At 67.3% G+C, this 11766-nt stretch carries 10 protein-coding genes and 1 pseudogene; 8 read left to right on the top strand and 3 right to left on the bottom strand.

Translation table 11 applies throughout. The features are described 5' to 3' along the window. The 3 genes from AC1DS3_RS27815 to AC1DS3_RS27805 all read left to right on the top strand — a co-directional run. Positions 1-508: porin (locus AC1DS3_RS27815; protein WP_477128372.1), on the top strand; the 508-nt coding region annotated here is incomplete at its 5' end. Positions 509-587: 79 nt separating this feature from the next. Next, positions 588-1556: a tripartite tricarboxylate transporter substrate binding protein gene (locus tag AC1DS3_RS27810; RefSeq protein WP_441640680.1), complete on the top strand. Its 969-nt coding sequence runs from the start codon at positions 588-590 to the stop codon at positions 1554-1556. Positions 1557-1656: 100 nt separating this feature from the next. Then, positions 1657-2685, top strand: coding sequence for a LacI family DNA-binding transcriptional regulator (locus AC1DS3_RS27805; RefSeq protein WP_477128371.1), 1029 nt, complete (start codon positions 1657-1659; stop codon positions 2683-2685). Between the two features lie 72 nt (positions 2686-2757). Here the strand turns inward: AC1DS3_RS27805 and AC1DS3_RS27800 are convergent, their stop codons facing one another. Next, positions 2758-4497: an IS1634 family transposase gene (locus AC1DS3_RS27800; protein WP_477128370.1), complete on the bottom strand. Its 1740-nt coding sequence runs from the start codon at positions 4495-4497 to the stop codon at positions 2758-2760. Between the two features lie 614 nt (positions 4498-5111). Between AC1DS3_RS27800 and AC1DS3_RS27795 the strand changes: the two genes are divergently transcribed. From AC1DS3_RS27795 to AC1DS3_RS27785, 3 genes are read left to right on the top strand one after another with little or no spacing between them, the layout of a single operon-like run. After that, positions 5112-5783 (top strand): response regulator transcription factor, encoded by a 672-nt coding sequence (locus AC1DS3_RS27795; protein WP_441640709.1) that lies wholly within the window; start codon positions 5112-5114, stop codon positions 5781-5783. Between the two features lie 5 nt (positions 5784-5788). Then, entirely contained in the window at positions 5789-6979 is a 1191-nt protein-coding gene (locus AC1DS3_RS27790) for a PAS domain-containing sensor histidine kinase (RefSeq protein ID WP_441640678.1), read from the top strand. Between the two features lie 49 nt (positions 6980-7028). Further along, a complete protein-coding gene (locus AC1DS3_RS27785) occupies positions 7029-7802 on the top strand; it encodes a helix-turn-helix transcriptional regulator (protein ID WP_441640677.1) in 774 nt (257 codons plus the stop codon). Between the two features lie 55 nt (positions 7803-7857). Here the strand turns inward: AC1DS3_RS27785 and AC1DS3_RS27780 are convergent, their stop codons facing one another. Continuing rightward, entirely contained in the window at positions 7858-8790 is a 933-nt protein-coding gene (locus AC1DS3_RS27780; protein ID WP_441640676.1) for a LysR family transcriptional regulator, read from the bottom strand. Between the two features lie 184 nt (positions 8791-8974). On the opposite strand from AC1DS3_RS27780, the gene AC1DS3_RS27775 reads away from it, so the two are divergent. Both AC1DS3_RS27775 and AC1DS3_RS27770 read left to right on the top strand, forming a co-directional pair. After that, positions 8975-9991 (top strand): tripartite tricarboxylate transporter substrate binding protein, encoded by a 1017-nt coding sequence (locus AC1DS3_RS27775; protein WP_441640675.1) that lies wholly within the window; start codon positions 8975-8977, stop codon positions 9989-9991. 10 nt (positions 9992-10001) lie between these two features. Continuing rightward, a complete protein-coding gene (locus tag AC1DS3_RS27770; RefSeq protein WP_477109612.1) occupies positions 10002-11081 on the top strand; it encodes a maleylacetate reductase in 1080 nt (359 codons plus the stop codon). 9 nt (positions 11082-11090) lie between these two features. Here the strand turns inward: AC1DS3_RS27770 and AC1DS3_RS27765 are convergent. Then, positions 11091-11760, bottom strand: a pseudogene (locus AC1DS3_RS27765) (NAD(P)/FAD-dependent oxidoreductase). Positions 11761-11766 lie beyond the last annotated feature (6 nt).

Raw genomic sequence — 11766 nt, 5'->3', positions numbered from 1 at the left:
GTACTCGTTCGCCACCAGCTATGAGCGCGGGCCGCTCGGCATGGCGCTGGCCTACGAGGTTCACCAGCACTACCAGACGGCGGGCCGCAACGACGATGCCATCAAGGTGGGCGTGTCCTACCAGTTTGCCAGCGCCAAGGTCGCCGCCCTGTATGAGCGGCTGCACTACCGCACCGCCACGGGCGACCTGACGCGCAACGGCTACTACGCCTCGGTGGTGCAAAAGCTCGGGCCCGGCAGCATCAGGCTGGGTTTCGCGCTGGCCAGCAACGGCGCCGGCAATGCCACCGAGACGGTGGGGTTCTTTCGCAGCGGCGCGCACACCGGCGCCACCCAGATCACGGTCGGTTATGACTACCCGCTGTCAAAGCGCACCGCACTCTTTACCTACTACAGCCGCATCAACAACCAGAAGAACGCCATCTACGATTTCGCCATCAACAGCCTCGGCGTTTCGGCAGGCGCCGATCCGCAGACCTTTGCGCTAGGCATGCGCCACAACTTCTAACCCTCGAACCTGACCATCGCGCCGCCCAGCCCGGCCGGACCACGATCCGGCCGGACCCGAGGCGGTGGAGGAGACAACCGTGATTCGAAACATCCTGCTATGCGCCACCCTCGCGGTGAGCGCCGGGGGCGCGCTCGCCCAGCCGCCCCAGTATCCCGCCAAGCCGATCCGCCTGGTGGTGCCATTCTCATCCGGGAGCGCGACCGACATCCTRGCCCGCATCGTCAGCAACAAGCTGGGCGAATCCGGGCGCTACCAGATGATCGTGGAGAACCGGCCCGGTGCGGGCGGCACGCTCGGCGCGGGGCTGGTCGCCAAGGCCGCGCCGGATGGCTACACCCTGATCCTGGTATCGGTCGGGCATGCCATCAATGCCACGCTCTATCCCAAGCTGTCGTACGACACCGTCAAGGACTTCGCGCCGGTGACGCTGGTGGCGACGGTGCCTAACGTGCTGGTGGTGAGCAGCGCCAGCAAGCTGGATTCGGTCAAGGATGTGGTGGCAGCGGCCAAGGCAAAGCCTGGCACGATGAACTTCGACTCCGCCGGGTCCGGCAGCTCGACCCACCTGAGCGGGGAGTTGTTCAAGATGGAAGCCGGCGTGGATATCGCGCACATTCCCTACAAGGGCACGGGCGAGGCGCTGACCGATGTCATGGCGGGCCGTGTCGACCTGATGTTTGCGCCCACTGTCTCCGCCATGCCGTTCGTGCGCCAGGGCAAGCTCAAGGCGCTGGCGGTCACCACGCCGAAGCGGGCTACCGCCTTGCCGGATATCCCGACGGTGGCGGAATCGGGCTTGCCGGGCTATGCCTTCGAGTCATGGTTCGGCGTGCTGGCGCCCGCGGGCACGCCCAAGGAGATCGTGGCCGCGCTCAATGGCGAGATCGCCAGTGCGCTGGCCACGCCAGCGGTGCGCGAGCGGCTGTCGGTGCAAGGCGCCGAAGCGCGGACGTCCACGCCGCAAGAGTTCGAGCGCTACATCAAGGCGGAGATCGCCAAGCTGGCGCCGGTGGTGCGGCAGTCCGGCGTGCAGGCCGGGCAGTAGGAGGCGCGAGAGGGCGGTTGGCAGGCAAGCCGGCGCGGCGCGTGCGTCTTCGCTTAAAATGGCTTGTTCTCACTCACCGCACACCAGCCTCCCTGCCCGCATGGACCAGCGCAAGCGCATTACCCTGAAGGACCTGGCGGCGAAGGCGGATGTCCATTACTCCACCGTTTCCCGGGTGATGAATACCGCCACGCGGCACCTGGTCGCCGATGAGGTGGCCGAGCGTATCCTGCGCATGGCGGACGAGCTCGGCTTCCGGCCCAACCGCATCGCCGCCGGGCTGCGCACCAAGCGCTCCGGGCTCGTCGGCGTGGTGCTGCCGGATATCTCCAACCCCGTGTTCCCGCCGATCCTGGCCGGGCTCGAGGGCGTGCTGGCCGCGCAGGGCTATGTGCCCATCGTGGTCAATGTGGGCGCCGACAAGACGCGCCAGCGCTTTGTCATCGACCAGATGATGKGCCGCCAGGTCGACGGCCTGATCCTGGCGACCGCCGAGCGCGAKGATGCCGTGCTGGACTACTGCGTCAAGCAGAACATCCCCGTGGTGATGGTCAATCGCGGGGAAGATCTCGGCCGGGTGCCCTGCGTGGTCAGCGACAACCTGCTCGGGATGCGGCTCGCCGTCGATCATCTGGTGGCGCTCGGGCATCGCCGCATTGGCCATATCGCCGGGCCGGACTCGCTGTCCACTGGCCACCAGCGCAAGCAGGGTTTTATCGATGCGGTGCGGCGCAACAAGCTGCGCAAAGGCGAATGGATGATCGTGGAAGCGGCAAGCTACGGCCGCGAAGCGGGGCGCGAAGCCTGCCGCGCGCTGCTGGCGCAGTTTCCCGCGTTGACCGCGATCGCCGCGGGCAACGACCTGGTGGCGCTGGGATGCTATGACTACCTGCGCGAGGCCGGGATCGCATGCCCCGCGCGCGTCTCGGTGATCGGGCACAACGATATGCCCTTTGTCGATGCGCTCACCCCTCCGCTCACCACCATCCGGATTGCCGTTCACGAGATGGGCGTGCAGGCGGCGACGCTGCTGCTGGCGCGCATCGAGAACGCGAAGGCCGAGGCTGCCAGCGTGGTGCTCCGCCCGGAGCTGATCGTACGCGGCTCGACGGCGCCGCCGGCGCACTAGGCCGAAGTTTGACTCGGTGACCAAGACTAACCTGTTGAAGCGCTTCGAGTTTTTTTGAACGGCAGGGGTTGGCTACTGGGAACAGCCGGGGTCGATGCCGAGCAGCGCAAAGGCTTTGCTTTGCAACGGCGTGGGACGGGTCGTGATGACGATCTTGGCCTGTGGATTGACCGAGGTGGAGGTAATGTTATAGGTCAACGTGGCGAGGTCTTGCAGCAGCGTATGCAGGCTATGCACGGGTAGGTCATCGTCGCTACGGTGGCGCGCGGCTTTGGCGTTAGCACCCTCGGAGCGCAACGTCGGCATCACCGGATTGGCACGCTGATCACGCAGCGTTGCCAGGTCCTCATCGTCGTGGAGCAGTGGCTTGAGCGCTTCGCGCAGATGCCACTCGACGTAGTAGGCGAGCATGCATAGAAACACGTGTGCGCGCACGCGCGACTCGCTGAAGTGATAGATCGGACGCACGTGCAGATCGACGGTCTTCATCGAGCGGAAGGCCCGCTCGACCTGCGCCAGGCTCTTGTAGGCCAGGACCGTCTGGGTGTCGGAGAGCCGTTCACTCGGCACGTTGGTCCGCAGTACGTAGAGTCCATCGAGAGCGGCCTCGGCATCGATCTGCTCTTGCTTGCGGGTGAACGTAAAACTCGTCTCGGTGATGTTGAGCGCAAAGTGCTTGGCCATCCGATAGCGCTCGATCACGCGCCCCACGCGCAAGCCAATCTTGTCTTGGCCGTGCAGGCGATTGCGGGTGCGCTCGGTGGCCTGCACGATCGTGGCCAGTTCCACTTCGGTGGCCGCCAGCAGCTCGGCGCGCTTCCTGGCGCGCTCCTCGGCCAACGCCGGGTTGCGGCAGACCACCAGCCGCTCGCCCGGATAGCGCGCGCTGTCCAGTGCGATCAGGCCGCGCTCGTCGAACAACGAGGGCTGCCAAGGGCCGCGCTCCTCGATCAACTCGGCAATCTGCGGCGAACGCAGCGCGGTGATCCAACCCATGCCGGCCGGGCGCAGCACCTGCTCGATCCGCGCGGCGGTAATCATGCCGCGATCGCCCACCCACACCACCTGTGACAGGCCAAAGCGCTCCTTGAGCTTGCTGATCTGCGCGGCCAGYGTGGCCGGATCGGCAGTGTTGCCGGCAAACACCTCGACCGCCACTGGACAGCCATCGGCGGCGCATAGCAAGCCAAACACGATTTGCGGGTCATCGCGTTTGCCGTCGCGCGAGTAGCCGTAGCGGGCGAGCGCGCAGTGCCGGCCGGTGACCCACGTCGAGGTGAGGTCATAGAGCACCAGCACGCCGTCGCTCAGATGCTGGCGGGCCAGGCTGCGCTCGATGCGCGGCTGCGCCTCGCCGAGCCAGTCCAGCGCGGCGTAGATCCGCTCGGCCTCGAACGCGCCCAGTCCCAGCACCTGCGACAGCGAATGGGTTGCAGACGCCGGCTGCAACATGCGCCAAGTGGCGAGCTTGGAGCCCGGCGCCAACACGCGCGCCACCACCAAGGCCAACACCAGTGAGCGCACCGGGGCGGGCGCCGGGTCAAGCAGCTTGGCGAGGCCGCAGCGCCGGGCGATGCCCAGCACAGCTGCCACATGGCCATGCGGCAGCGACCGCTCGATGCTCATCGCCGCCTGGGTTGACTCAACGGCGACGCCACCTTTGAGCAGGATGCGGAAGTGTTCGATGAGCTGCGGATCCCAGTGGGACAGATTGGCGAGGGTGCGTTTGACGACCTTGCCGCCCTCACGATAGCCCTCACGCAGGAGGATCGCGGGCGGGGAGTTTCGATTGGGGACGGTCTCAATATACATGGGATAAGCATATTCAATGGACCCCGTAAATCAAGGTAAATATCGTCACGAATGGATCATTTACATGGGAACAATCATGGCACAAAAAATGGCGCAAAAGCGCGCCACCTCTTGCTTAGCAATGTTTCAGGTGCTCAAACTTCGGACTAGGCGGCTCGCGCAGGCGAGCAACCCGYATTTTCCGGGAATCGCAACGGTGGTCAACTACACATCCTTGTAGTGGGCATGGGCCATCGGCTTCAAAGTCATGCGCTGTAAGGGCTGCAGGCCATTTCCGCGTTGTGCGGACCCGATGCGGCAGCGTTTTCGGCCTTGACCTTTCGGTGCTTTCATCCACAATGCAAACGATTGCAAAATCGACGCGAAGCGGCTGGAATTAGCCGGAATCGTGAGGCTGGCGAGGTGCCTTTGCATGGGCTCACGGCCCGGCTACACCCAGGGATGGGCTGTGCACACCCCTGGACAATGGCCGGCCCCATGCGGATAGGGAAGAATCGCGCTGTCCGCCAGGCAGGTTGGCGCATCTCGCGTTGCCGTTTATCCCGGAGTTTGAGAATAGAGGATTCAATGATCGTCGCATGCCTTTTCCCCAGGTGCCGGGCATAGGACGCGGMATGGCGATATCCGGCAGCTATCCCAGTCCCGGCGGCGCCTGGCTCGTCGACGACGGCGTGGTGCTGGTCGTGGACGATGACGCAGCCTTGCGCGATGGCATTGCCAGCCTGTTCCGCTCGATGGACATCCAGGTCAGGACCTTTGCCTCCGCAGCCGAGTTCCTGAGCGTTCCGATGCCCGATGTGCCGTGCTGCCTGGTGCTGGATGTCCGCCTCAGGGGGGCCAGCGGGCTGGAGCTGCAGGCCATGCTGGCCGAGGTGGGCTGCCCGGTGCCGGTGGTGTTCATCTCCGGCCACGCGGACGTTGCCATGTCGGTCATGGCGATGCGGGCCGGCGCAACGCATTTCCTGACCAAGCCGTTCCGCGACCAGGACCTGCTCGATGCGGTGACGGAAGCCATCGGCAGGGACGTGCAGCGGCGCGCTTGCGAACGGCGCGGGCGCGAACTGAGGGCGGCGTTCGAGACGCTGACATCGCGCGAGCGCGAAGTCATGACGCTGGCGGCGGCGGGCCTGATGAACAAGCAGATTGCCGACGACGTGGGCCTGAGCACGGTCACGGTCAAGATCCACCGCGCGCAGGCCATGAAGAAGATGGGCGCGCGCACCTTTGCCGACCTGGTGGTGATGGCGCACGTGCTTGGCCTGAACAACGCGGCGGCGCAGGCGTGATCACGATGCGCAGACCCTATTCCTCACGTCATTCGCTGCGCAAAGGCAGCTTGGGCAATGCCCGCGCGAGGCGGCGCGGCCTGCATGAAAGCGAGGTCTCCCTGGCCGAGGGCCAGCGCATCAGCAAGACCGGCAGCTGGCAATGGTGGCCGGCGCGGCGCGAGATGCGCTGGTCGGCGGAGATGTACCGGCTCTTCGGGCTCGACCCCGCGCCTGGCGCACCGGGCATGCACACCTTGGTGGCGATGATCCATGCCGGCGAGCGTGCCCGCGTGCTCGCCGGCATGGCCCGCGCGTGCAAGGAGGGCACGCCGTTCCAGCAGGAGTTCCGCATTCTGTGCCACAACGGCGAAGAAAAACACCTCATCTGTGTGGGACAGCCGCGCCGGGGCAGCGAGCACAGCCTGGGCTTTGTCGGCACCGTGGTCGATATCACGGAGCGCCGCCGCGCCGAGGAAGTACTGCGTGTGGCGCAGGCGGAGCTGGCGCACGTGTCGCGCATCGCCGTGCTGGGCGAACTGACGGCATCCATCGCGCACGAAGTCAGCCAGCCGCTGGCGGGCATCATCACGCATGGGGAAGCCTGCCTGCGCTGGCTGGACCGGGCGCAACCCAACCTGGAGGAGGCGCGCAGCGCGGTGCAGCGCATGATCAGCGAGGGCCGGCGCGCMAGYGCCGTCATCGGCCGCACGCGCTCGCTGGCGGCCAAGAGCGTGCCGCAGCGCGCGCCCGTGGACCTGGGCGCCGCCCTGGCGGAATCCCTGGCGCTGCTGATGCCGGAAATGGGCAACCAGGGCGTGGCGGTGTCCGCCCATGTGGTGCCCGGCTTGCCGGCGGTGCTGGGCGATCGCATCCAGCTGCAGCAGGTGCTGATCAACCTCCTGCTCAATGCCATGCAGGCCTGCGCGGCGGTGCCAGCCGGCCTGCGTTCGATCCTGGTGCGGTGCGAACGGCTCGGCGCGGCGCCGCCGCGGCTGCTCTGCACGGTGCAGGACACGGGCCCGGGCATCGCGCCGGCGAACATTCCCAACCTGTTCGACGCATTCTTTACCACCCGGCCCGAGGGCCTGGGCATGGGCTTGTCGATTTGCCGCTCGGTGGTGGAGTCGCACGGCGGGCGCATCTGGGTCGACGAGCAGCCGGGTCCGGGCGCCACATTCCGCTTTACGCTCCCCGTGCGGGAAACGCGCTTATGATTGGTGTCTGACAGATGCCATCCCGCAGCAGGAGCGGCGGTTTTCACACATGCGTTCTCCCGATATTTCGCTTGGCGCCGCGATTCCCGCGGATGCGCCCCCCGCCCTGGCCGTGCTGCTTGGCGACATCAACCGTGCCCAGGATATCGAGGGGCTGGCGGACGCCGTCTGCACCGCCGCCAGGCTGCTCGGGTTCAATCATTTCTATTTGCGCTACAAGGGGCTGCCGGGCTCTGGCGCGGCGCATGCCGGTTCGCTGACCAGCCTGCCTGGCGGCACGAGCCTGCCGCTGCAAGCCCACGGCGAGGCCCTGGCGGCGCTGGTGGTCAAGGCGCGCGACTCCCTGGGGCCGGTGGTGTGCAGCAGCGCGGAACCCCTGGTGCGGGCCCCTGATGACGCGGCGCTGGCACGGGCCGAGCTGGACCGCCGGCTGACCGCGGCCATTGCCTTTTCCGCCAGCATGCCAAGCCACGAGATGGGCACGCTGGCGCTGCTGTCGCTCGATGGCAGCGCGGGCGACGACGAGGCCGCTGTCTGTCGCGCGCGCCTGTTCGGCCCGGCCATCACGCAAGCCGTGCTCGATCGTTTCTGCGTGATCGCGCGCGGGCGCGCCGAGCCGGCGGTGTCGCTGACGGCGCGGGAGCTGGAGGTGCTGCGTTGGGTGGCGCTGGGCAAGACTTCCTGGGAGGCCGGGCAGATCCTCGGCATCTCCGAGCATGGTATTTCCCACCACATGCGCAACGTGATGCGCAAGCTTGATGTGGGAAACCGCTTGCAGGCAGTGCGCACGGCGATTGCCCTGGGGCTGCTGCCAGGCGAATAGCGCGGCCAGGTTCGCCTGCGCGATCCTCCACGATCCTGTGTCACCCAGCCCGGCGTTATTCGCCCACCGGCGCCATGGCCACCTGCCAGCGCGGCGGGCTGCCGATGCTGGCGCTCAGGTGCTCGCAGAACGCCCGCACCTTGGCGCTGGCGCGCGGCAGCGCACGCAGCAGGTAGATGCCGGTTTCCGGTTGCGGGGCCAGCCCATCCATCTCCAGCTCGATCAGGCGGCCATCGCCGATATCGCCGCCGATCGACCAGTCCGGCATCAGGGCAATGCCCAGCCCTTGCAGCACCGATAGCCGCCGCGCGTCGCAGTCGTCGCACTCGAAGGCGAACATGGCCTGCTGCGTGGCGTCGCTGTCCAGCAGCTCCCGCCAGCCGCGCATGCTGGTGCTGTGGCGGCGGTCGATCAGCCGGTGGCTGCCCAGCTCGCTGGCGTGCCGCGGCTTGCCGTGGCGTGCCAGGTAGGCCGGCGAGGCGCAGATCACGTAGCGCTGGCTGGCCACGCGCTGGGCGATCAGGCTGCTGTCCGCCTGCTGGCCCACACGGATCACCAGGTCGATGCGCTCCACCACGGGATTGACGATGCGCTCGGTCAGGTCCAGTTCGATGGCCAGGCGCGGGTACTTGTCATAGAGGGCGGCCAGGTGCGGCACCACGTGGCGCCGGCCAAAGGCGGGCAGGCAGCTTACGCGCAAGAGGCCGCTCACGCCCTGCTCCAGCGAGGTGACCTCGCTGCGCGCGTCGGTCATGTCGTGCAGAATCTTGACCGCGCGCTCGAACAGCAGGTTGCCGGCATCGGTGCGGACCAGCGCGCGGGTGGAGCGGGTAAACAGCGCCACCTGCAGCTCGTTTTCCAGGGCGTCGATCTGGCGGGCCACCGATGAGGCCACCATGCCCTTGCGGCGGGCCACGGCGGAGAAGCTGCGCGCCTGGGCCACCTCGACAAAGATCGAAAGATTCTCCGCAAATTTTGCCGATTCCATTTGTGCGTCCTGTGCAAAGGCATTTCGCGGCCAGGCCAGATTGCCCTGGCCGATGCGACAGGTTAGCATCGAATCCATGCCTTTCGCTCGGGCTATCTTCGCAATTTTGGCAAAAGAACGCCATCGTGCACCTGTCTCGGCGTGCACGCCGGGCGAGGCGCGATCACCGCAACAGGAAGACAAAATGACAACAAGACTGGAGACAAGCCGTTCCGATCAACCCCGCGCCGCACGCGGCCAGGCGCTGCTGTGGCGCCTGGCGGCCACAGCAGCGCTGGCGCTCGGTCTTGCTGGCGGTGCCAAGGCGCAAACCTACCCGGCCAAGCCGGTCACGCTGATCATCCCGTTTGCAGCCGGCGGCACGGTCGACAAGGTGGGCCGCATGGTCCAGGAGGACTTCCGCGGCCGCCTTGGCCAGACGGTGGTCATCGAGAACCGCGCCGGCGCGGGCGGCACCATCGGCACCGGCGCCATCGCCCGCAGCGCGCCGGACGGCTACACGGTGGGGATGATCTTCGACTCCTTCGCCACTGAATCGTCGATGTACCCCAAGCTGCCGTACGCGCCGGAGCGTGACCTCACCGGCGTGTCATACATGGTGCGCTCGCCCATGGTGCTGGTGGTGCCGGCCAGCTCGCGGTTCCAGACGCTGCAGGATTACGTGGCCGCCGCGAAGAAGCCGGCCACCGTTTCCTATGCGTCGGTGGGTGCCGGCAGCTCCAACCAGCTCGCGGCCGAGCTGTTCCACGAGACCGCGGGCACCAGCGGCATCCACACCCCTTACAAGGGCGGTGGCCCGGCCATCTCGGATCTGCTTGGCGGCCACGTCGATTCGATGATCGCCAGCCTGCCGCTGGTGCTGCCGCATATCCAGGGCGGCAAGCTGCGCGCGCTGGCGGTGACCTCGCCCAAGCGCGACGCGCACCTGCCTGCGGTGCCGGCGATTGCCGAGACCTACAAAGGCTTCGAAGTCTATTCGTGGGTGGGCATGATCGCACCGGCCAAGACGCCGGAGGCCATCCTGAACCGGCTGGCGGCGGACATGAGCGCCACCCTGCGCGACCCCAAGGTGGCGCAGCGCCTGGCCGACGGTGGCTTCGAGGTGGTGGCGGGCGGCCGGCAGGAGATGAATGCGCTGGTCAAGAGCGAGTCCCAGCGCTGGTCCCGCGTGATCAAGAGCCGCAATATCGTGGCCGACTGAGCATCGCATCATGAAATCCTTCATCTACCAAAGTCATCCGCAGCGCGTGGTGTTTGGCGCCGGCGCGCTGGCCCGGCTCGGGGCCGAGATCGACGCGCTAGGCGCGCGCCGCGTCCTGGTGCTGTGCACGCCAGGCCAGCGCGGCCAGGCCGAGCATGTGGCGGACCTGCTGGGCGAGCGTGCCGCGGGCGTCTTCGACGGTGCCGTGATGCACGTGCCGATCGAATCCGCGCGCGCTGCCCGCGAGCAGGCAGCGCGCCTGGGCGCGGATTGCGCGATGGCGATCGGCGGCGGCTCCACCATCGGGCTGGGCAAGGCCATCGCGCTGGAGTCGGGCCTGCCGGTCGTGGCGGTGCCAACCACCTACTCGGGTTCCGAGATGACGCCGATTTTCGGCCTGACCGAAGGCGGCATCAAGCGCACCGGCCGCGACGCGCGCGTGCTGCCGCGCACCGTGGTGTACGACCCCGAGCTCACACTCGGCCTGCCGCTGATGCTGAGCGTGACCAGCGGCATCAACGCCATCGCGCACGCTGCCGAAGGGCTCTACGCGAGCGACGCCAATCCCGTCACCAGCCTCATGGCGCGCGAAGGCATCGCCGCGCTGGGCCGCGCGCTTCCCGCCCTGCGCCAGGCGCACGCCAGCGGCAGCGCACCGGCCATGCTGGCCGCGCGCAGCGATGCGCTGTATGGCGCGTGGCTGTGCGGCAGCGTGCTGGCCAACGTTGGCATGTCGCTGCATCACAAGCTGTGCCATACGCTGGGCGGCAGCTTCAACCTGCCGCACGCCGAGGTGCACACCATCGTGCTGCCGCATGCGCTGGCCTATAACGCGAGCGCCGCGCCGGAGGCGATCGCCACGGTGGCATCGGCGCTTGGCGCGGCGAGCGCTCCACAAGCGCTGTTCGATCTGGCCCGCGACAATGGCGCACCGGTTGCGCTGCGCGATATCGGCATGCAGGGCGGCGACCTGGATCGTGCTTGCGAGCTCGCCTTGCTGAACCAGTACCCGAATCCGCGCCCGCTGGAGAGGGCAGCGATCCGACAGTTGCTGCAGGATGCGTTTGAAGGGGCGCGGCCTGCGGCATGAGGGCCGCAATCAGTGCGCCAGCGCCGCCACCCGCTCACCCACGTATTGGCCAATCGCCAGCGATGCTGTCAGCCCGGGCGACTCGATGCCAAACAGGTTGATCAGGCGGGGAATCCCGTGCTCGCTCGCGTCTTGCACGATGAAATCGGTTGCACTGTTGTGCATCGACGAGCCCGGGCCGGCCAGGCGTGGGCGGATGCCGGTGTAGCCGGGCTGCAGGTCGCCGTCGCGCCAGTCCAGGTCGGGGCCGAACTTGCACTGCCCGCCCAGGTCCAGCGTAACGTGCGCGCGCAGCGCGCCTTCGCGGCCGGTGGGATAGACCAGGCGGCGAAAGGGCGAGGGGCGGGAGAGTGCCCAGCTGCACGTACTTGTGCAACTCGGGAATGTCGGCTTCTTGCACCGCCACGATCAGCTTGCCGATGCGCTCATGGCCGATGCCGCGCTCGGCGCAGTACGCGTATAGCGCTTGTTTGCCGGCTACGCAGAGCTAGCCCTTTAGCGAGCCCGGGGCGTACGAGATGCCTGCGTGGATGACYTCGGAGTTGCGGGCGCTGGTGTGGGTGCCGAAGGCGTTTTCGGCTTCGAGGAGGATGACTTCGCGGCCGGTGGCGGAGAGGGTGCGGGCGATGGCGAGGCCGGTTACGCCGGCGCCGATGACGGCGCAGTCAACGCTTTCCATTTTTGG

This window comes from Cupriavidus sp. 01L46, assembly GCF_056399905.1.
Note: the sequence above shows the minus strand (reverse complement) of the source record. Positions and strands in the feature narration are given on the sequence as shown.

Bases quoted from the DNA above. Each gene is read 5' to 3' on its own strand.
- AC1DS3_RS27795 (WP_441640709.1), top strand. From the start codon at position 5,112: ATGGCGATATCCGGCAGCTATCCCAGTCCCGGCGGCGCCTGGCTCGTC.
- AC1DS3_RS27785 (WP_441640677.1), top strand. From the start codon at position 7,029: ATGCGTTCTCCCGATATTTCGCTTGGCGCCGCGATTCCCGCGGATGCG.
- AC1DS3_RS27780 (WP_441640676.1), bottom strand. From the start codon at position 8,790: ATGGAATCGGCAAAATTTGCGGAGAATCTTTCGATCTTTGTCGAGGTG.
- AC1DS3_RS27775 (WP_441640675.1), top strand. From the start codon at position 8,975: ATGACAACAAGACTGGAGACAAGCCGTTCCGATCAACCCCGCGCCGCA.
- AC1DS3_RS27770 (WP_477109612.1), top strand. From the start codon at position 10,002: ATGAAATCCTTCATCTACCAAAGTCATCCGCAGCGCGTGGTGTTTGGC.